Raw genomic sequence first — 20,459 nt, 5'->3', positions numbered from 1 at the left:
CTATCGGAAATAGTCAGGCAGCTCGTCAGCCCGCGCAAATACCTGCGCTGCATGCGACTAGCGGTACTTGAGCCCGCCCCCCCATCTTTCTACGATAACTTTACGCAAGGGCTTGAGTGCTCCAGCCGTTGCGTGAGTGGCGAGTGTTCTGAACCCCAATCAAGCTCGCCACTGGTTCCACGTGCATCTTGAGCCTCTGGGCTCTACTTCCTCCCCATCAAAGAGCTTTGAGGCTCTTTTTTAGTTGCACGAAACCCGAAAAGCATAAAGCCCGGCACAGGCCTGGGCTTTTTTTCACCTGTGTCACGCCCTGAACACGGTTTACACCTGTCTGAGGACGAGACACCTTGTGACGCGGAACATCAGCGTATGTCCCGCCTTCAAGCGTCGTGGGATGCGCCGTGCAAGCGGGCCTGCACGAACGCCCTGGCCTTGGTCGCCAGTTGATCCAGATGCCGGTCGCGCTGTTTCTCGGCATCGAGCATCGCCCGTTTGCCGTTCTTTTGTAGCAGATAGGTATGAATCTGCCGCACCTCGGTGGAGCTGTAGATCGGCGTCACATCCAGCACCCCCATCAAGCCGTCCGTGACGTGGTCCCGGGTGTTCATCAGCACCTGGTGACCGCGGGTGCCCAGCACCTGAAAGCCCAGCGCTTCGAAATACGGCACCTTGCCCACGGCACAGGTCAGTTCGGCATGGGGGTAGCGGCCAAGCATGTCCTGCACCATCGCGCGGGCAATGCCTCGGCGCCGATGACTGGCGTGCACGGCCAAGAAGGCCACGCCGCAGGCCTGGGGATCATCCTTGACCGGCAGGTACAGCAAGAAGCCGAGCACCTTTGACGGATCCTCCTCATCCATCGCCGCGATCAATTCGACCGCAATGCCTTTGGAGCCATCGAGGGCCTGCAGGTAGAGATGAACCTCATACCCCACCGCATATTGATAGACGGCAAACAACGGGTTGCTTGGCGGTAAAGCGACGGCGCTGATATCGGTCAGATTGTCGACGACCATCTGCAGAATCTGATCATTGACGTGCTCGGAGCACGGCGCAGCAAAGTGGTTGATCGTGAACATCGGCGGTCTGGCTCCGAGGGTTAAGACGTTGAAAGTGGGCAGTGTCATGAGGGGGCATCTCGTCGGCACCGGTTACGCCTTGGCCTTCACCACGGCTATCCACTCAGGGTTCAACCGGGTCTGCTCGGTCTCGAGCCCCTGCGCCTCCATGTTGGCCTTGTGCTGGTCCATCTCGTGCACCATCTGGCTGAGGCTGCTGGTGTTGCCGTCCAGTTGATGCATCTGCGCCAGCCCCAGGTGATAAAAACGCAACAGCTTCATCGCGCTCGGGTTGCCGGCCTGCACCGCATCGGTGACCTGGTGCATGACGTTGGTGACGCTCATCAGGCTGCGCTTGAGCTGCCAGCCGTACACCGCCGCCGCCATCCAGGGCTGGGACCAGAATTTGAGCTTCATCAGCGCGGCGCTGATGACCACGGCTGCAATGACGCCGCCCAGGTTGTAGCGGAAATTGTCGCCACCGGGCTCACCGAACACCATCACCGCCAGCGTGGACAGCGCCATCGCCAGCGCAATGAAGGTCGCGGCAATGATCAGGGTGCTGCGACGCGTCTGCTGGCGAAAGGTCTCGGGGTTCCACGGTTTGATCTCGAACATCACGGCAGCGCTCTTTGGCTAGGTTGAAAACAGGATTGCGCGGCATTATCGCCCGTAGCGCCCGATACAGACACGTTTAATGCACGGCAAGGCTCACACTGCGGAATCGGTCGAGGACGCTCGGTCGACGACTGGACCGGGAATTGAACAGCGAGGGCCTGAGACACCCCCGGTTGATACGTCGCGGATACATGACCCGAGCCGGCTGTATCCAGATTGTTACCTTACCGGCCCGGTTGTCACTTCTGCGCCGCGCGACAGGCCAATAGAGTAGTGCCGTCGGTATGTTTGCAGGGAAGTGAACACTTGTCGGCCCTGCTACCCGCCGATCCCCCATCACGGAAGAGGTGACATCATGAGTTTCGTAACCGTTGAGAAAAACCAGAGCAGTGCCCCTTCAGAGGCCGATCTGAAAAAAGCCATGGTCGAGTCGGGCGGCAAACCGGGCGAGGTCACCGGGAACAACGCCGCCCGGACCCTGACCTACACCGGCACGGTCAATCACACCGTGTATGAAAACAAGCTGATCGAGGTCGCCAAAGGCAAACGAAACAGCTGGAACTTCGTCTGGGCCGATGCGCGGGTCAGTAGCCCAGCGCACTGAAGCCACGGTGGGGCGGTTGCACGACCGCCCCGCTGTTTTTCACCACACAGGTCCCGGCGAGGCCCTCCCGGTACACATTCCCGTTGGTGCAACACCGATATGCAGCATACCGCCGGGACAATCTTGCGCTTTCCCCCCACCACTCAGCACGCGTCTCCCCTGGCGAAATAGCCCGTCAGCGACTGACAGATAGACTCCGCCAGGTCTTCCTGGGCGGCGATGCCGCAGGGCTGATTGCGATCGAACTGCGCTGACCAGCGAATCCGGCCTTGAGCCACATCAATCAGGCGCAATGACGCCCGGACCCGGGTCGGCTCCACCCGCACGCTGCCTTCCAGGCAATAGCTGCCACGCCCGGCCCGCACCGTGTCCGGTACTTTCACACTGTTGCGCGGCACCTTCATCAGCACCTGACTGGTACCGCTCTGCGACTGCTCGAACGACTCGAACAGCCGGCAGCTCAACTCTTCGCACAGGCCCCGGGTAAAGTCGTCGCCATCGTGGGTGATGCAGGTAAACGGTTGGACGTGTAGAACAGGATGACGAGGGCTGACCCCCTTGGGACGCAGCCGCTGGTAAGCCAGCCGATAACAACCGGCCGGAATGCTCAGGCGTACGGTTTCCTGTTGGCCGACGGTGGCGTAATGAGTGGCGAGCTTGCGTCGCAACCGGCCCACCTGCACCCGCACCACCGGATCGTCGCCCGTGCAGTAGACCGCCGGATCACGACGAAATACCGCGATACCGATGGCGTGCTCGGTAAGGGGAATGTTCAAGCATTGCGGGTCATGCTCCACCAGAAAACGCAGCAGGCTGCCCATCCGCCTGGACCTGGCGAACGAAGGACTGGCCAGCAGTGACACCAGCACCTGCTCAAGCTCTTCATGACCGAGCGGCTCAAGAATACCGTCCGCACTCGAATCGACCCTGCACTTGATCACCATCGACTGCCTCCTTGCAGGTTGCCGACAGTCGCTCCCACCTCAATGGAAGCGGAGGTTGAAACCGAGGACACGCCCTCAACGTCTGGCCATGGACTGGCACGGATGCAGCCAACTCGAAGCTTAGCAGCCGTAGCGCAAGGGGGAAGATATTGTGGCGATTGCCACCCCCCTCATTGGCATAGGCACTCCCCGGCACCCGGGACCAGAACTGCTAAGCTTGTGACGAGGGTCTGCGGCGCTTGCCAGGATGCTGGTGCACGCACACGCAATGGTTTTCCTGGCAATGACACGGTGGGCTGACGAAACCGACGCATGACCCGGTCCTGTGCCCAAGCGAGTCAGACTTCGTTGAGCAAAGGAGTGGATATGGCTCCCGGCACCAAGCGCTCTGGCAAAAACTCCCCCCGCAAAGTAAAGGACACCGGGGACGAGCCGGTCTTTCGCTCACGCAAGGAGCGCCTGAGCGCAGGCGAGCAATTACGCGAGGGCGTGCCACATTCGGCGCACGCCGTATGGAACCCGCCGCGCAAACATCGAAACCCTCTCGAGTTGCTCGAGCAGTCCAACCGCTATCGACTGCCCGATCTGGTGCCTGTGCGCTACGGGCGCATGTTGCGCAGTCCATTCACCTTTTTACGGGGCTCTGCGGGGCTGATGGCCCATGACCTGGCCACGACCCCTCTCACCGGCATTCGGGTGCAAGCCTGCGGGGATTGCCACCTGTTGAACTTCGGATTGTTCGCGACACCCGAGCGCAATCTGATTTTTGACATCAACGATTTCGACGAAACCCTGCCCGCCCCCTGGGAATGGGATATAAAACGCTTGGCGATCAGCTTTGCCGTGGCCGCACGCGACAACCGACTCAGCGATAAAGAGGCACGCAGCGCCGCCGTCGAATGCGTTCGTGCTTACCGTGAGCACCTGCGCAAACTGTCGAAGCTGAACCCGCTGGAGGTCTGGTACGACTGCCTGGACGCGCAAGCGATCATTGATCTGGCACCCAACGCGGAAGTTAAAAAATTTCGCGAGCAAATGATCGCAAAGGCCAAAATCCGGATAGGCGATTACCTCTATCCCAAGATCAGTGGCGAAGTAGGCGGACGGCGACGACTGATCGATCAGCCGCCCATTCTGTTTCATGTCTATGAAAAGGGCTTTCTGCAGCGAGTGCAGATGGCGCTGCAAGATTATCGATTGTCCCTGCCCCATGAACGGCGCGTGCTCTTCGATCGTTACCGCCTCGAAGACATTGCCGTCAAGGCGGTCGGGATCGGCAGCGTCGGTACCTATTGTTTCGTCGGTCTGTTCTTTTCCGCGGAAAACCACCCTTTGCTCCTGCAATTCAAGGAAGCCAGCCCCTCGGTGCTGGCGCCCTATGCCGGCAAGAGCGACTACGAGAACCAGGGCCAGCGCGTTGTCACCGGACAACGACTGATGCAGTCCTCCAGCGACATCTTTCTGGGCTGGACACGAGGCCGCAATGGCCGGCATTTTTTTGTCCGCCAGTTACGGGACATGAAAATGTCAGCGCCGATTGAAGGGGGCACGGCCTCCCGAATGAAGCTGTACGCCGACCTGTGTGGTCGTACCCTGGCCCGCGCCCACGCCAAATCGGGAGACTCCGCACTCATCAGTGGGTATTTGGGCAAGACGGACACCTTCGACCAGGCCATCGGCAAATTTGCCATAAGTTATGCGGATCAAAACGCGAAAGACCATGCCGCACTGCTGGCTGCGGAAAAGTCCGGACGGATCCAGGCGCTGAGAGAAGAAGAGTGAGCCCAGATCAGCCTGGCAGGCAACGGGGTTTCTGGATGGGCGCAATGGGCCGCACCCCTTGATCTCCCAGAGAGTTGAAGTGCGCGGTACAGGTGCCGACATTCGTCTCCAGCCGCACCGCGCAGCGACAACCGCTTCCCGAAAAGATCGACCACGTTCAGGCCCCGACAGCATCGTGGGGCGCTATCCACGTCAACTACTGATACTTGACATCCCGCGCGGTATCGCGCGTGTCCTGCTTGGTGTCGCGCTTGTCCTGGCGACATTCGGCACGGTTCTTTTCATCACCCTCTTTGCACGCTTCCTTGGTTTCCCTTGCTGCGTCGCGTCCTTCCTGCTTCGTATCCCGCGACTCCTGCCGTTGATCAGCCTGGTCGGTCGCGTAGGCCGTCAGTGGCATCCACTGCGCGCCTGCGGCGATGGCCAGTGTCGCCAGGGCAATCAAGTAGTGCTTGCCCATCATGATTTTCCTCCTGTTCAAGAGTACTCAATCACTGTGCTCCCCGAGCATCGGCCGTACACGGCTGGGCGGGGATATTCTTTGCCTCACAAACCGAAACTGCCTCGTTGTCAGTGCCTGGAATTTAACGATAGGTCGACATCGGCAGACCCGCAAGGGAGTTGATGTCGCACGCCGTAGCGGGCTGTTCTTCAATGTCCGGGGACGATCCTGCTGCCTTCTACCAAAGGGGTTTAGGGCGTCTTTGCCAGGAGCAGGAGGGGCTTGATTGCTGTCCACTCGGCCCCTCGATACTCCCGATTGCGGTTTGGTCACAGGCCCGGATTTCTACAGAGGCAACCCTGGCCATTCATAGGGGAAGCGAACGGTCTTGAATGACACGCTTCATCACAAGGGTGGAGGTCAATCGCTGGACGTTGGGTAACGTGGAAAGGCGCTCATCATAGAGCTGTTGAAAGGCTGGCAGGTCGCGGGTGATGACGTGAAGCAGATAATCGGGCTCGCCAAAAAGCCTTTGAGCCTCGACGATCTGGGGTATCTGCTCAAGCGCCCCTTCGAATGCTGCAACCGCCTGGTGATCACCCTCGCGCAGCGTCGCAAACACCATTGCCGAAAAGTTCAGGCCTAGCGCGCTGGGCGAGAGCTGCGCGCGATAGCCCTGAATCACGCCCGCCTCCTCCAGCGCACGCACTCTTCGGTGGCAGGGAGACAGGCTCAGACCGACCCGTTCTGCCAACTCGGTAACCGACAATCGTCCATCAACCTGAAGTTCGGCAAGAATCTTCTGATCAATCCTGTCCATATAAAATTATCTACCTTTATTAAGTATTTACATTGGAATAATAGAGAAAATATTTTAAGCATATTCAATTATTCTTTCCGTGAACTTTATAACCACTGGTCGTCCGCCTTTGCCTGGATGAGGTCGGACGCTGCCTTGATTTCTACGAGAAAGAACAATGCGAACCCCCGCTGAGAACACCCGAGATGACTCGATAAAAGCCACTTCCGGCTGTCGATCAGGCCAGAACAAGAACTCGTACAGCAGCAGAAGGTAAGACAGGCATGAGTCTTGGTATTTTCGCCGCGTTCTGGGCGGTGTCGTTCTTGTTCGTGATTACACCCGGGGCGGATTGGGCCTACGCGATACCGGCCGGCCTGGTGGGTCGTGTCGTGATGCCCGCCGTGGCCGGATTGTTGATTGGACATCTATTGGCAACGCTGATCGTGGCGGCCGGTGTCGGCGGCCTGGTTGCAAGCAACCCCATTGCCCTTTCGATACTGACCGTTGCCGGTGCTGCGTACCTGCTTTGGCTGGGAATCAACATGCTCTTGCATCCCTCGACACCTCGCGCCGGGGAGAACCAGGCATCCGGCTCCTGGGCACGCTGGACCTTTAAAGGTGCCTGCGTGAGCGGTCTGAACCCCAAGGTTTTCCTGCTGTTTCTCGCCTTGTTGCCGCAGTTCACCGACCCGACGGCTTCCTGGCCGGTGCCGATGCAGATCATCGCGCTAGGACTGCTTCACGCCTTGAGTTGCGGCGTGATCTACCTGTTGGTGGGTTTCGGCTCTCGAGCCGTATTGCAGGCGCGCCCCGTGGCCGCTCAAGCAGTCAGTCGGCTCTCGGGAGCAATCATGATCATGATCGCCGTACTGTTGTTAATCGATCAGATCCTGCGCTGACCGTCATCTCCAGAATCTGCCGAGCTGCGTCGACATGCGCGGCGTGCTACTTGGCGCTGCCCGCATCTTCACCTCCAAGGTAAAAACAGGCTACTTTCCATGGGCCGGGCATTCTTTGCAGATCGATAAGACAAGGGACTTCAATGAAAAGCTTTAGACAGCGTGCAGCCGAAGGGCTTCAAACGGGCGATAGCTTCACCCTCTCCCGCCGCTTCTCGCAGGATGACATCCAGCGCTTTGCGCAGATTTCCCGCGACTACAATCCGGTGCATTTCGATGCGCATTTCGCCGAAGCCCGTCACTTCAGAGCACCGGTATCCCACGGTCTGTTGACCGCCAGCCTGGTGACCGAAATCGGCGGCCAGATCGGCTGGCTGGCGTCGGCAATGACATTCAACTTCAAGCGCCCCGTCTATGCTGGCGATACCGTGACATGCCATTGGGTCATTGTGAGCACGGATGAAAAAGGCCGTGCAACGGCGGTGATCACCCTCACCAACGAGGACGGCATCATCGTGCTGGAGGGAGAAACCCGCGGGGTTTTACCAGGCGCGAAGGAGCAGGAACTCCTGGTGCAGATGCTTGCCAAGGGCGATCCCACAAACGGGGTAACGCACGCCAACTAATGAGCGTTATGGATTGGAAGCTGCCCCTCATGACTGGCGGCTAATCGCCCTTGGTTTTCTAGACGCTGTGACGGGCTGCAATGGGTTGTGGATTGCAGCCCTTGGCAACAGGCCACTTTCGACCAAAAGTAGCCGGTGGTCGTTGCATTTCGCTTGTCTCCGGCGTTTGGCTAAGCTTTATAAATCGGGGCGAATTGAACCTGAGTGATAGCGGCCATCAGCAGATCTGGATTGGCATCAAGACGGTACTCCCAAAGGAGACGACTATGTATGCGGTTATAAGAACCTACTTGGGTACTGGAGCAAAGCAGCTTTTCGAGCTTTTAGAAAAGCGCCAAGCCGACGTCGAAGCTACCCTGCGGACAGTGCCTGGCCTCGTAAGCTACACACTGCTCAATACGGGTGATGGCGGTACGTCGGTGACTGTTTGCACGGACAAGGCCGGCAGCGATGCGAGCTTGAAAGTCGCGCGTGAGTGGATTCAGAAAAATGCCTCGAGTATCCACGCGGATCCGCCGATCGTAACGGAAGGTCCAGTCATTGTGCAGATCAAATAGCGCGCCCTTGCGATTGATCTCACGACACTATCGCTGTCGCAAGTTTTGAAGGAAGCCAGACGAGGACGGCCGGTAACAAAGTATTCCGTTCGGTGATGACGTTCAGTGCTCGTTAAACCTGCGGGGCTCATCAAGATGAGTCCCGCAGACTGTTCTGAATCCCCCGACAAGCCTTCTGCATTAAGCCGCTGCTTAAAGCGGCGGTGTGCCATCGTGAAACATGGTCTTCAGTTGTGCGCGTAACTCTGGCGAATCGATGTGTTTGTGAACCAAAACCGCATGCTGCGCGGCGGCATCCAGCAATTCTTGTTCAGAGTCGGCACACAGTGCGACAGAACACTTGGTGTCACTTGGAAATTCGCGGCAATCGATGTATTTGCGCGCCATGATGTTCTCCTCCATACGAAGGCAGGCCAGCGCCTGCGTGAACGACCGCTCGACACGCCACGGGGTACATCGAACACAATTGCGCGTCGCATCAAGTGTGATTATCCCTGAAGTATAGGTCGGTCAAAGGATCGCTGAAGGCGTTCCGCCATGAGGCGCCAGACCTGCCGAAAGAGACAAGCCTGGCGAAGCCCTACGCGCAGTGCCAGTATGCGTTGGAGTTATCTGCATTTTCCGGGTGCGCACCATGGCCACCACCGAACGCTTGCCATCACTGACCGCCAGCCGTCTGCGGGCCTTGCACCGAGAGGGTTTCGTACTGCTGCGCGGCGTGCTGGATAGCGCCCAGATCATCACGCTGCGCACTGCAATTGATTGCCTTGATCCGCAGCACTGGGACTACAGCGGCCTGCTCGATCATTACAAGTGCGTGTTCAACCGCGACCCGTTGTGGCTACCGTTTCTCGATCTGGGCGGGATCATCGAATTGGCCGAGGCTGCCCTGGGAGAAGACTGTCACATCATCGGCCAGACTGCCTGGCGCTGCCATCCGGGCTTTGTCGGCGCCGAATTGCATGTGGATTACCTGGCGATGAAGCTGCCGCAAAGCCTGCTGGCCGACCCCGCCTTCGAGTTGCCGATGCAGATCTGCACCGCGCACCTCTACCTGGACGATATCGATACCGAGCTCTGCCCCACCCGGGTGATCCCGGGTAGTCACCGAGCCGGCCGGCCGCCTGCTCGTGGCGAAAGCCAGTGGCAGGGCCATACGGCGCAACCGGTGCTGTGTTCGGCCGGGGATGTTCTGATGTTACGCAGCGAGCTGTGGCACGCCGGTAGCAACAACCGAACCCTCGACCGCACGCGCTACCTGTTGCAGGTGCATTACGGCCGACGCATGGTGGCGCAGAAGTTCTCCCCCTATCTGCACTGGCGCTTCAACCCGACGGTGCTGGCTGCCGCCACGCCACGTCAGCGGCGCTTGTTAGGAGAGCATCAGGAAGCGGAATACGACTGACCCGATCGCACACTGTACGCAGAACCGCCTGCGCGCTTGACCCGTCAAGGGGTTTGGGCTCTTTCGGTCGTCGCTCCAGCGATTATGATGAGAGGGCACACCACTGCAGCCCCCCACCGCTTTGAATATCAGAAGTTAGCCGGCGTATTCGCGCTGATAATCTCCGCCTCGTCCGCCCCGATATTGCGGAACCGATGCGGCAAGGTCGTCGGAAAGTAATAGCCATCCCCGGCATTCAACACACTCACCTGGCCGTCCACCGTGAGTTCGACGGTACCGCGCGTTACCAACCCGCACTCCTCGCCTTCGGTGTGCACGATCGGTTCTTCGCCCGAGCTGGCGCCCGGTGCATATTGTTCGCGCAGCAAGCGCATCTGCCGGCTGGGTACGGAGGCGCCGATCAGCAGCAGGCGCAGGCCGTGGCGGCCGAGGTCGGGTTGCTCGTTGGCGCGGAAGATGTACTGGTGCTCGCGGGGCGGCTGGTCGAAGGTAAAGAAGTCGGCCAGGGACATGGGAATGCCCTCCAGCAGCTTCTTGAGTGAGCTGACAGATGGACTGACGCGATTCTGTTCGATCAGGGAGATGGTGGCATTGGTGACGCCGCTACGCCGGGCCAGCTCGCGCTGGGACAGTTTGTAGCTTTCGCGTACTAATTTGAGTCGAGAGCCCGTGTCCATGACAGCCTTATGTGAGAACAACTTAAGGGTAATGTGGGGTGGATGGCGGGCGACTTCTGTCGCGAAATGCGCCGTTCCTCTGTCCCGAAGACGTGAAGGCGGCTATTAAATCACGTTTGCCCCCCACCGCTCAGCAGGTTCGGTAAAGGGTCCGTAAAAAATCCGACGGCCTCAATCAGCAAGGCCGTCGGTGAGGTTGAAACTAGATGCCGAAACGGTCACGCATGGCGTAATACACCGCGCCCATGGCGGTCAGCGGTGCCTGGAAGGTGCGGCCGCCGAACATCGGCATGTGCGGCAGGGACGCAAACGCATCGAAGCGTTCGGCATCGCCGCGGATCATTTCCGAGATCAACTTGCCAGCCAGGTGCGAGCAGGTCACGCCGTGGCCGCTGTAGCCCTGCATGTAGTAGGCATTTTTCTCGATACGGCCGAACTGCGGCATGCGCGACATGGTCAGCAGGAAGTTGCCGGTCCAGCGGTAGTCGATCTTCACGTCCTTGAGTTGCGGGAAGGTCTTGAGGATTTTTGGCCGGATCAGTTGCTCGATGTCGTCGGGCTCGCGGGCACCGTAGACCACGCCGCCGCCGTACAGCAGGCGGTTGTCGGCGGTCAGGCGGTAGTAATCGAGCAGGTAGTTGCAGTCTTCGACGCAGTAGTTGTTGCTGATCAGGCTCCTGGCCACTTTCTCGGACAACGGCTCGGTGACCACGATCTGCGAACCGCAGGGCATGCTTTTACGGGTCACACGGTTGTCGAGGTCCTGTGGCAGGTAGGCGTTACCGGCGATCAGCAGGTACTTGGCGCGCACCACGCCCTTGGCGGTCCGGACCACAATCGGCTCACCGTAGGTAATTTCCACGGCCGCCGACTGTTCGAAGATTTTTCCGCCCAGGCCGATGATGGCGGCGGCCTCGCCCAAGGCCAGGTTCAGCGGGTGTACGTGACCGCCCTGCAAGTCCAGCAGGCCGCCGACGTAGTTTTTCGAACCGACTTCCCTGGCGATTTCGGCGGCATCGAGCATGCGCAGGTTGTGGTTGCCGTAACGCTCCCAGCTGCTTTTCTGCTCAGCCAGGCCTTTGAGCTGCTTCTTGTTCAGCGCGGCAAAAATGCCGCCGGGTTTGTAGTCGCACTTGATGTCGTACTGTTTGATGCGCGAACGAATGATGTCGGCACCTTCGAAGATCATGCTGCCGAGCACTTCGGCGGTTTTGTCGCCATAGCGCTGCTCGATGACATCGACGTCGCGGCTGTAGGAGTTGACCAGTTGCCCGCCATTGCGACCGCTGGCGCCGTAACCGACCTTGGCGGCTTCCAGCACGGTGACGCTGTAGCCCGCTTCGCTGAGAAACAGGGCCGACGACAGACCGGTGTAGCCCGCGCCGATAACACAGACATCGCACTCGACCAGCTCTTCGAGCACCGGAAAATCGAGGGTCTCGTTGCGGGTCGCGGCGTAGTAGCTGTTTACGTGTTTTTGCATGATTGAATTCCCGAGCGGTCGCACGCCGATGCCTGCAACCGCTGCTGTGTAAAAGGTTAGAGCTTGATCCAGGTCGCCTTGAGCTCGGTGTACTTGTCGAAGGCATGCAACGACTTGTCGCGACCGTTACCCGATTGCTTGAACCCGCCAAACGGCGCCGTCATGTCGCCACCGTCGTACTGGTTAACCCAGACGCTGCCGGCCCGCAGGCCACGGGCGAAGGTATGGGCCTTGCTCAGGTTGCAGGTCCAGACCCCGGCTGCCAGTCCGAAGAGGCTGTCGTTGGCAATGTGCAGGGCTTCTTCAACGGTGTCGAAGGTGATCAGCGACAGCACCGGGCCGAAAATCTCTTCCCGGGCGATGGTCATGGCGTTGGTCACGCCATCGAAAATCGCCGGCTCCACGTACAGGCCACCGGTGTCTTCGAGGGTGCGACGTCCCCCTGCGATCAACTGCCCGCCCTGCTGCTTGCCGACTTCGATGTAACGCAGCACCGACTCCAGCTGACGCTGATCGACCACCGCGCCCACGTTGGTGTCCGGGTCCAGCGAATGCCCGGGCTTCCAGGCTTGCAAGGCTTCCACCAGCAGCGGGATGAACTGCTCGCGAATCGAGCGTTCCACCAACAGGCGCGACCCCGCAGTGCAGACTTCACCCTGGTTGAAGGCAATGGCACTGGCCGCAGCCTGTGCTGCCGCGCGCAAATCCGGCGCGTCGGCGAACACCACATTTGGACTCTTCCCACCCGCCTCAAGCCAAACGCGTTTCATGTTGCTTTGCCCGGCGTAGATCAGCAGTTGCTTGGCAATTGCCGTCGAGCCGGTGAAGGCCAGTACGTCGACGTCCATGTGCAGGGCCAGGGCCTTGCCGACGGTGTGGCCGAAGCCCGGCAGGACGTTGAACACCCCTTTGGGGATGCCCGCGTCCAGCGCCAGCTGAGCGATGCGAATCGCGGTCAGCGGTGACTTTTCCGAAGGCTTGAGGATGAACGAGTTACCCGCCGCCAGCGCCGGGGCGAACTTCCAGCTGGCCATGATCAGCGGGAAGTTCCACGGCACGATGGCTGCTACTACGCCGGACGGTTCCCGGGTAACCAGGCCCAACTGGTCGTGCGGCGTGGCCGCGACTTCATCGTAGAGTTTGTCGATCGCCTCGGCGCTCCAGCGGATCGCATTGGCGGTCGCAGGAATGTCGATGGCCATGGAATCGCTGATGGGCTTGCCCATGTCCAGGGTTTCCAGGAGCGCCAACTCTTGCTGGTTCTCCAGAATCAGATCGGCGAAACGAATCAGGATGCGCTTGCGCTCGGCCGGGGCGAGTTTGGCCCAGACACCGGACTCGAAGGCCTGGCGAGCGACCTGCACGGCGGCATTGGCATCGGCTTCGTCGGTGCTGGCGACGTTCGCCAGAAAGCGCCCGTCCACGGGGCTGATGCATTCAAACGTATCGCCGCTGATTGCCGGGCGGTATTGGCCGTCAATGAATGCCCGACCTTCTATGGATAAGGACTGAAAGCGTTGCTCCCAGTCGCTGCGAGTGTTTGTCATGGTTGTGACTCGACGCAGAGAAATAGGTGATCGTGTTTACACATGAAACGAGCGCTGAGTAACGTGTGGCGAGGGAGCTTGCTCCCTCGCCACACGCGGGGTGTCAGCCTCATCAAACCGTGTGCAGGTACCAGTTGTACTCAAGGTCCGAGATGGAGTTCTCGAACTCGGCCAGTTCACTTTCCTTGCACGCCACAAACACGTCGATGTAGGTCGGGTCGATGTAGCGGGCCATAACCTCGCTGTCGTCCAGCTCGCGCAGCGCATCGCGCAGGTTGTTCGGCAGGCTCTGTTCGTTCTGCTCGTAACTGTTGCCTTCGACCGGAGCGCCCGGCTCGATCTCGTTGGTCAGCCCGTGGTGAATACCGGCCAGGACCGAGGCCATCAGCAGGTACGGGTTGGCGTCAGCACCGGCAACCCGGTGTTCGATGCGCACCGAATCCGGCGCACCGGTCGGCACGCGGACCGCCACGGTACGGTTGTCGATGCCCCAGCTCGGCGAGTTCGGCACATAGAACTGCGCACCGAAACGACGGTACGAGTTGACGTTCGGGCAGAGGAACGCCATCTGCGCCGGCAGGGTCTCGAGCACACCGCCGATCGCGTGACGCAGTGCGGCGTTCTGCTCGGGATCCTCGCTGGCGAAGATGTTGTTGCCGTCTTTATCAAGGATCGAGATGTGCACGTGCAGACCGTTACCCGCCTGGCCCGGGTACGGCTTGGCCATGAAGGTGGTGTCCATTTCATGGTCGTAGGCGATGTTCTTCACCACGCGCTTGAGCAGGACCGCGTAGTCACAGGCCTTGATCGGGTCGGCCACGTGGTGCAGGTTCACTTCGAACTGTGCCGGGGCGCTTTCCTTGACGATGGCGTCGGCCGGGATGCCCTGCTCTTTCGCGCCTTCGAGGATGTCTTGCAGGCAGTCGACGTACTCGTCGAGGTCGTCGATCAGGTACACCTGGGTCGAATGCGGACGCTTGCCGGAAACCGGCGAGCGTGGCGACTGCGGACGACCGTTCACGTTGTCCTGGTCGATCAGGTAGAACTCCAGCTCGAACGCGGCGCAGATGGTCAGGCCCATGGCGTCGAACTTGCTCACGACCTGGCGCAGGACTTCACGTGGGTCGGCGAAGAAGGGCTCGCCTTCCAGTTCGTGCATGGTCATTAACAGTTGCGCGGTAGGACGCTTCTGCCAGGGCTCGATGCTCAGGGTATTGGGGATGGGATAGCAGATTCGGTCAGAGTCGCCGATGTCCAGACCCAGGCCGGTGCTTTCCACCGTAGAACCGTTGATGTCCAGGGCAAACAGCGAAGCCGGGAGGTTGATGCCTTTTTCGTAGACCTTGTGGAGACTGGTGCGCTCGATGCGCTTGCCGCGCACCACGCCGTTCATATCCGCAATCAGAAGGTCGACGTACAAAACCTCAGGATGTTTCTTAAGGAATGCGTTCGCTTCGTTGAGCTGAACGGCACGCAGGGGTACCGACATGATGCACCTATTATGTTAATTATTATGTTCACCGCCCTTTCACGAGCCCAGTCAATCCGAAAGGCAAAGTGAAGTCAATAGCGAGCAAAGCGCCTTTTTTGTTGATTTTATTGGTCACCACGACCATCAATCGAGCAAAAAACCGCCCAAGAGCTGCAGCCAGTCTAAGCTTTCACTCACCAGCCGTTTAGAATCTTTTACATTGGAGTTGTTAAAAAAAATCAACGAGGCTAAGCTCTGGAAAAGCTCGTTCAAGTGTGAAACTTCGAGGTGATAAAAATGGCATTCAAGCCATTGATCGGCGTTACTGCGTGCGTCAAACAGATTGGCCTGCACCCCTACCACATCAGCGGCGACAAGTACGTACGTGCTGTCAGCGTCGCGGCCCTGGGGTTGCCCGTCGTCATTCCTTCCTTGGGCGAACTGACCGAAATCGACGATCTGCTCGCGCAGCTCGACGGTCTGCTGTTGACCGGCTCGCCGTCGAATGTGGAACCCTTCCACTATCAGGGATCCGCCAGCGCACCCGGCACGGATCACGATCCGGCGCGGGACGCCACCACCCTTCCCTTGCTGCGTATGGCCATTGCGGCGGGCGTTCCGGTGCTCGGCATCTGCCGTGGCTTCCAGGAGATGAACGTGGCATTCGGTGGCAGCCTGCACCAGAAAGTCCATGAGCTGCCCGGCATGCTCGATCACCGCGAAGCCGATCACCCGGACCTGGCCGTGCAGTACGCACCGGCTCACGCGGTCAAGGTGCAGCCGGGTGGCGTATTCGAAGCCCTGGACCTGCCTGCGGTGTTCCAGGTCAACTCGATTCACAGTCAAGGCATCGACCGCCTGGCCCCCGGCCTGCGCGCCGAAGCCATCGCTCCCGATGGCCTGATCGAGGCAGTCTCCCTCGAGCACAGCAAGGCCTTCGCCGTCGGCGTGCAATGGCACCCGGAATGGCAGGTGCTGAGCAACCCTCCCTACTTGAGTATTTTCCAGGCGTTTGGCGACGCATGCCGGCAACGGGCAGCGCTGCGCAACCAGCGCTGACGACAGCACACCGCATTCAACGATTGAACGGTCCCCCGCGAGTCAGGCGGGCGCGTCTTTGCGCGCCATCCCCTCGCGAAAACCACCAAACGCAATAACAACAAGTACGACCAGGCAGCCAGGACGGCGGCGCCGAATAAGCCCGACCGGCATCTCCCGGCACGGGCTTGCAATCACCTATTAAGTCAGGCCGTGTTGGCCCGGCGACTGAAACCTGTTGGGAGTTTCACATGGCAAACGCCTCCAGCATTTACAGGAAGACGCTTGAAGGTCATCAGCAACCGAAAAAGGTGTTGGTGAAAGTCGATCGCGTCACCAAGAAATTCGACGAAACCACTGCGGTGGACGATGTGTCCCTGGAGATCCATCAGGGTGAGATATTCGCCCTGCTTGGTGGCTCCGGGTCCGGCAAGTCGACCCTGCTGCGCATGCTGGCCGGTTTCGAACGCCCCACCGAAGGGCGGATCCTGCTCGACGGCGTGGACATCACCGACATGCCGCCCTACGAGCGGCCGATCAACATGATGTTCCAGTCCTATGCCCTGTTCCCGCACATGACAGTGGCGCAGAACATTGCCTTCGGCCTCAAGCAGGACCGTTTGCCCGCCAGCGAAATCGACGCCCGGGTCGAAGAAATGCTGCGCCTGGTACACATGACCCAGTACGCCAAGCGCAAGCCGCACCAGCTCTCCGGTGGCCAGCGCCAGCGTGTGGCCCTGGCCCGCTCCCTGGCCAAGCGTCCCAAGCTGTTACTGCTCGACGAACCGATGGGCGCCCTGGATAAAAAGCTGCGCTCGCAGATGCAACTGGAACTGGTGGAGATCATCGAGCGCGTGGGCGTGACCTGCGTGATGGTGACCCACGACCAGGAAGAGGCCATGACCATGGCCGAGCGCATCGCGATCATGCACCTGGGCTGGATCGCCCAGATCGGCAGCCCGGTGGACATCTATGAAGCACCGGTCAGTCGCATGGTCTGCGAGTTCATCGGCAACGTGAACGCCTTCGACGGCACCGTGGTCGAGGACCTGGAGGGCCACGCGATCATTCACAGCCCTGATCTGGAACAGAAGATCTACGTCGGCCATGGCGTCAGCACCTCGGTGCAGGACAAGTCGATCACCTACGCCATCCGCCCGGAAAAAATGCTGGTCAGCACCCTCAAGCCCGAGACCCGCTACAACTGGTCCCAGGGCAAAGTGCATGACATCGCCTACCTGGGCGGGCACTCGGTGTTCTACGTCGAGCTGCCCGGCGGCAAGATCGTCCAGTCGTTCATGGCCAACGCCGAACGCCGTGGCGCACGTCCGACCTGGGACGATCAGGTCTACGTCTGGTGGGAAGACGACAGCGGCGTGGTACTGCGCGCATGAATACCCTCACTCAGCAGTTCCAGCGGTTTTTGCCGAGCGGTCGCAAGGTCGTCATCGGTATTCCATTCCTGTGGCTGTTTCTGTTCTTCATGCTGCCGTTCTTTCTGGTGATGAAGATCAGCTTTTCCGAAGCCGCCCTGGCCATTCCACCCTACTCCGAGATTTACAGCTTCGCCGAACAGAAGTTCCAACTGCTGCTGAACCTGAGCAACTACTCGCTGCTGGCCGCCGACGAGCTGTACCTCTCGGCTTACCTGGGCTCGTTGAAAGTGGCGCTGCTCAGTACCGCCATGTGCCTGGTGATCGGTTTCCCGATGGCCTACGCCATTACCAAGGCCAGCAAAGAAACGCAGAACGTCCTGCTGTTGCTGATCATGATGCCGACCTGGACTGCGATCCTGATCCGCGTGTATGCGTGGATGGGCATCCTCAGCAACAACGGCCTGCTCAATGGGTTTTTGATGTGGACCGGCCTGACGTCGCACCCGATCGAGATCCTCAACACCAACACGGCCGTCTATATCGGGGTGGTTTACGCTTACCTGCCGTTCATGGTGCTGCCGCTGTATGCCAACCTGGTCAAGCACGACGCCAGCCTGCTGGAAGCCGCCTCGGACCTGGGTTCGAGCAACTTCAACAACTTCTGGAAAATCACCGTGCCGCTGGCCCGCAACGGCATCATCGCAGGCTGCATGCTGGTGTTCATCCCGGTGGTGGGTGAGTTCGTGATTCCGGAACTGCTGGGCGGCCCGGAGACCCTGATGATCGGCCGCGTGCTGTGGCAGGAGTTCTTCAACAACCGTGACTGGCCGGTAGCCTCGGCGCTGGCGGTGATCATGCTGGTAATCCTGATTGTGCCGATCCTGCTGTTCAACCGCAGCCAAGCCAAAGAGATGGAGGGACGGGCATGAACCGTTTCGGTTTTTCAAGATTGATGCTGGTGTTCGGCCTGACGTTCATCTACCTGCCGATGCTGATCCTGGTGATCTACTCGTTCAACGCCTCGAAGCTGGTGACGGTCTGGGGCGGCTGGTCGGTGAAGTGGTATGCCGGCCTGCTGGACAACAGCCAGTTGATGGGCTCGGTGGTGCGCTCCCTGGAAATCGCCTGCTACACCGCGATTGCAGCGGTGGCGCTGGGCACCCTGGCCGCCTTTGTGCTGACCCGGGTGACCCGCTTCAAGGGCCGCACGCTGTTCGGCGGCCTGGTGACCGCGCCCCTGGTGATGCCGGAAGTAATCACCGGCCTGTCGCTGTTGCTGCTGTTCGTGGCCATGGCGCAAATGATCGGCTGGCCGCAGGAGCGTGGCATCGTCACCATCTGGATTGCCCACACCACGTTTTGTGCCGCTTATGTCGCGGTGGTAGTCTCGGCGCGCTTGCGTGAGCTGGACCTGTCCATCGAGGAAGCGGCCATGGACCTGGGGGCACGCCCGTTGAAGGTGTTTTTCCTGATCACCATCCCGATGATCGCGCCGTCGCTGGCGGCGGGCGGCATGATGTCGTTCGCCCTGTCGCTGGATGACCTGGTGCTCGCCAGCTTCGTGTCCGGCCCGGGTTCCACCACCTTGCCGATGGAGGTGTTCTCGGCGGTGCGCCTGGGCGTGAAGCCCGAGATCAATGCCGTGGCCAGCCTGATTTTGCTGGCGGTATCGATCGTGACCTTCATGGTCTGGTACTTCAGCCGCAAGGCCGAAGCCAATCGCAAGCGGGCGATCCAGGATGCCATGGACCAGACCGCCAACGAATCCTGGCAGCAACCCGCCCGGCCACTGGCAGGAGCGACGGCCTAGTGCCTTGTGGCGAGGGGGCTTGCCCCCTCGCCCCAGGCTTTGTGTTCACTGCACTTTTACATTGAGCCTGAGACCGTCTCGCCTCAAACGCTTTACGTCATTTGTATAAAAAGAAAATGGAGTTGTACCGATGAAAATGTTTGGCAGGACTCTGCTGACACTGTCCTTATTGGGCGCAATCACCACGGGCGCCCAGGCCAATGACAAGGTTCTGCGCGTCTACAACTGGTCCGACTACATCGCCCCGGACACCGTCAAGAAGTTCGAAGACGAGACCGGGATCAACGTGACCTACGATGTATTCGACAGCAATGAAACCCTGGAAGCCCGCCTGCTGGCCGGTAAATCGGGTTACGACATCGTGGTGCCGTCCAACAGTTTCCTGGCCAAGCAGATCAAGGCCGGCGTCTACCAGACGCTGGACAAGTCCAAGCTGCCCAACTGGAAAAACCTCAACCCGGTGCTGCTCAAGAACGCCTCGGCCAGCGATCCGGACAACGGCCACGCGTTCCCCTACATGTGGGGTTCGATTGGCATTGGCTTTAACCCGGACAAGGTCAAGGAAGTACTGGGTAGCAATGCCCCTACCAACTCCTGGGACCTGCTGTTCAAACCGGAAAACGCGGCCAAGCTGAAAGCCTGCGGCATCAGCTTCCTCGATTCGCCCACCGAAATGCTGCCGGCCGCCCTGCACTACCTGGGCTACCCGGTGAACACCCGGGACAGGCAGCAGATCGCCGAGGCCGAAGCGCTGTTCATGAAGATTCGCCCGTCAGTGGCCTACTTCCACTCGTCCAAGTACATCTCGGACCTGGCCAACGGCAACATCTGCGTCGCGGTCGGTTACTCCGGCGACGTGCTGCAAGCCAAGGCCCGGGCCAGGGAAGCCGGCAACAAGGTGAAGGTCGACTACAGCATCCCCAAAGAAGGCGCCGGCAGTTTCTATGACATGGTCGCCATCCCGCACGATGCGACCAATGTCGACAACGCCTACCTGTTCATGAACTTCCTGATGCGCCCGGACATCATGGCCGAGATCACCAACAACGTCGGCTACAGCAACGCCAACGCTGCGGCGACGCCACTGGTGGATGAAGCGATCCGCGACGACCCGGGTTCGTACCCGCCCCAGGCCGTGATGGCCACGTTGTACGCCATCCCGGACATGCCCATCGCGACCCAACGAGTGGTGACCCGCGGCTGGACCCGGGTCAAGCTCGGCAAGTAACCCACTGCGCCCGTCGGGGGCGCAGTCTGCAACACCGTTCACAGGGCGCCTTACCACCGCCGCGGCATCACGAACGGCCTCACCAGGCTCCC

The 20,459-nt window shown here is 59.9% G+C and carries 21 protein-coding genes; 11 read left to right on the top strand and 10 right to left on the bottom strand.

The genetic code is table 11. From position 1 onward, the window contains the following. Nucleotides 1-380: 380 nt before the first annotated feature. Together CKW07_RS21005 and CKW07_RS21000 are read right to left on the bottom strand one after the other, a co-directional pair. Entirely contained in the window at nt 381-1,079 is a 699-nt protein-coding gene (locus CKW07_RS21005) for a GNAT family N-acetyltransferase (protein WP_095146860.1), read from the bottom strand. 72 nt (nt 1,080-1,151) lie between these two features. After that, nucleotides 1,152-1,676: a DUF3087 domain-containing protein gene (locus CKW07_RS21000; protein WP_095146859.1), complete on the bottom strand. Its 525-nt coding sequence runs from the start codon at nt 1,674-1,676 to the stop codon at nt 1,152-1,154. 355 nt (nt 1,677-2,031) lie between these two features. Between CKW07_RS21000 and CKW07_RS20995 the strand changes: the two genes are divergently transcribed. Next, nucleotides 2,032-2,280 (top strand): hypothetical protein, encoded by a 249-nt coding sequence (locus tag CKW07_RS20995; RefSeq protein ID WP_095146858.1) that lies wholly within the window; start codon nt 2,032-2,034, stop codon nt 2,278-2,280. Nucleotides 2,281-2,423: 143 nt separating this feature from the next. Here the strand turns inward: CKW07_RS20995 and CKW07_RS20990 are convergent, their stop codons facing one another. Then, nucleotides 2,424-3,224 carry a hypothetical protein gene (locus CKW07_RS20990; protein ID WP_095146857.1) on the bottom strand — a complete coding sequence of 267 codons (801 nt, stop codon included), beginning with the start codon at nt 3,222-3,224 and terminating at the stop codon, nt 2,424-2,426. Nucleotides 3,225-3,833: 609 nt separating this feature from the next. Here CKW07_RS20990 and CKW07_RS20985 point away from each other — a divergent pair. Next, nucleotides 3,834-5,006: a DUF2252 domain-containing protein gene (locus CKW07_RS20985; protein ID WP_371850664.1), complete on the top strand. Its 1,173-nt coding sequence runs from the start codon at nt 3,834-3,836 to the stop codon at nt 5,004-5,006. 196 nt (nt 5,007-5,202) lie between these two features. Here CKW07_RS20985 and CKW07_RS20980 read toward each other — a convergent pair whose 3' ends face one another. After that, on the bottom strand, nt 5,203-5,469 hold the full coding sequence (locus CKW07_RS20980) for a hypothetical protein (protein ID WP_095146855.1): 267 nt from the start codon (nt 5,467-5,469) through the stop codon (nt 5,203-5,205). Between the two features lie 346 nt (nt 5,470-5,815). Beyond that, nucleotides 5,816-6,268: an Lrp/AsnC family transcriptional regulator gene (locus tag CKW07_RS20975; RefSeq protein ID WP_095146854.1), complete on the bottom strand. Its 453-nt coding sequence runs from the start codon at nt 6,266-6,268 to the stop codon at nt 5,816-5,818. A 263-nt stretch (nt 6,269-6,531) separates the two neighbouring features. Here CKW07_RS20975 and CKW07_RS20970 point away from each other — a divergent pair, with 263 nt between their 5' ends. The 3 genes from CKW07_RS20970 (at nt 6,532) to CKW07_RS20960 (ending at nt 8,332) form a co-directional block, all read left to right on the top strand. Continuing rightward, entirely contained in the window at nt 6,532-7,149 is a 618-nt protein-coding gene (locus CKW07_RS20970) for a LysE family translocator (protein WP_095146853.1), read from the top strand. Between the two features lie 143 nt (nt 7,150-7,292). Beyond that, complete coding sequence (locus CKW07_RS20965; RefSeq protein ID WP_095146852.1) at nt 7,293-7,775, top strand: MaoC family dehydratase; 483 nt, start codon at nt 7,293-7,295, stop codon at nt 7,773-7,775. A 266-nt stretch (nt 7,776-8,041) separates the two neighbouring features. Further along, nucleotides 8,042-8,332, top strand: coding sequence for a hypothetical protein (locus CKW07_RS20960; protein WP_095146851.1), 291 nt, complete (start codon nt 8,042-8,044; stop codon nt 8,330-8,332). Between the two features lie 192 nt (nt 8,333-8,524). Here the strand turns inward: CKW07_RS20960 and CKW07_RS20955 are convergent, their stop codons facing one another. Beyond that, nucleotides 8,525-8,719, bottom strand: coding sequence for a DUF1059 domain-containing protein (locus CKW07_RS20955; RefSeq protein WP_095146850.1), 195 nt, complete (start codon nt 8,717-8,719; stop codon nt 8,525-8,527). Between the two features lie 247 nt (nt 8,720-8,966). On the opposite strand from CKW07_RS20955, the gene CKW07_RS20950 reads away from it, so the two are divergent. Further along, a complete protein-coding gene (locus CKW07_RS20950; protein ID WP_095146849.1) occupies nt 8,967-9,737 on the top strand; it encodes a phytanoyl-CoA dioxygenase family protein in 771 nt (256 codons plus the stop codon). Nucleotides 9,738-9,865: 128 nt separating this feature from the next. On the opposite strand, the gene CKW07_RS20945 is transcribed toward CKW07_RS20950, so the two are convergent. From CKW07_RS20945 to CKW07_RS20930, 4 genes are all read right to left on the bottom strand, one after another. Then, nucleotides 9,866-10,414, bottom strand: coding sequence for a cupin domain-containing protein (locus CKW07_RS20945; RefSeq protein WP_095146848.1), 549 nt, complete (start codon nt 10,412-10,414; stop codon nt 9,866-9,868). A 202-nt stretch (nt 10,415-10,616) separates the two neighbouring features. Further along, nucleotides 10,617-11,900, bottom strand: coding sequence for an FAD-binding oxidoreductase (locus CKW07_RS20940; RefSeq protein ID WP_095146917.1), 1,284 nt, complete (start codon nt 11,898-11,900; stop codon nt 10,617-10,619). 53 nt (nt 11,901-11,953) lie between these two features. Next, nucleotides 11,954-13,444 (bottom strand): aldehyde dehydrogenase, encoded by a 1,491-nt coding sequence (locus CKW07_RS20935; protein ID WP_095146847.1) that lies wholly within the window; start codon nt 13,442-13,444, stop codon nt 11,954-11,956. Nucleotides 13,445-13,556: 112 nt separating this feature from the next. Continuing rightward, complete coding sequence (locus CKW07_RS20930; protein ID WP_095146846.1) at nt 13,557-14,933, bottom strand: glutamine synthetase family protein; 1,377 nt, start codon at nt 14,931-14,933, stop codon at nt 13,557-13,559. Between the two features lie 279 nt (nt 14,934-15,212). Here CKW07_RS20930 and CKW07_RS20925 point away from each other — a divergent pair, with 279 nt between their 5' ends. From CKW07_RS20925 to CKW07_RS20905, 5 genes are all read left to right on the top strand, one after another. Further along, the gene (locus CKW07_RS20925) at nt 15,213-15,974 is read left to right on the top strand and encodes a gamma-glutamyl-gamma-aminobutyrate hydrolase family protein (protein WP_095146845.1); all 762 of its coding nucleotides are present in this window, start codon (nt 15,213-15,215) and stop codon (nt 15,972-15,974) included. A 230-nt stretch (nt 15,975-16,204) separates the two neighbouring features. Next, nucleotides 16,205-17,347 carry a polyamine ABC transporter ATP-binding protein gene (potA, locus tag CKW07_RS20920; protein WP_095146844.1) on the top strand — a complete coding sequence of 381 codons (1,143 nt, stop codon included), beginning with the start codon at nt 16,205-16,207 and terminating at the stop codon, nt 17,345-17,347. Nucleotides 17,348-17,376: 29 nt separating this feature from the next. After that, a complete protein-coding gene (locus CKW07_RS20915; protein ID WP_176465357.1) occupies nt 17,377-18,258 on the top strand; it encodes an ABC transporter permease subunit in 882 nt (293 codons plus the stop codon). Continuing rightward, nucleotides 18,255-19,139, top strand: coding sequence for an ABC transporter permease subunit (locus CKW07_RS20910; RefSeq protein WP_095146842.1), 885 nt, complete (start codon nt 18,255-18,257; stop codon nt 19,137-19,139). The genes CKW07_RS20915 and CKW07_RS20910 overlap by 4 nt, the downstream gene beginning before the upstream one ends. A 130-nt stretch (nt 19,140-19,269) precedes the next feature. Beyond that, a complete protein-coding gene (locus CKW07_RS20905) occupies nt 19,270-20,367 on the top strand; it encodes a polyamine ABC transporter substrate-binding protein (RefSeq protein ID WP_095146841.1) in 1,098 nt (365 codons plus the stop codon). The last annotated feature ends 92 nt before the right edge of the window (nt 20,368-20,459 follow it).

The organism is Pseudomonas sp. Irchel s3b6 (assembly GCF_900187415.1).
Classification (GTDB): Bacteria; Pseudomonadota; Gammaproteobacteria; order Pseudomonadales; family Pseudomonadaceae; genus Aquipseudomonas.
This window is presented reverse-complemented; position numbering and strand designations above follow the sequence as displayed.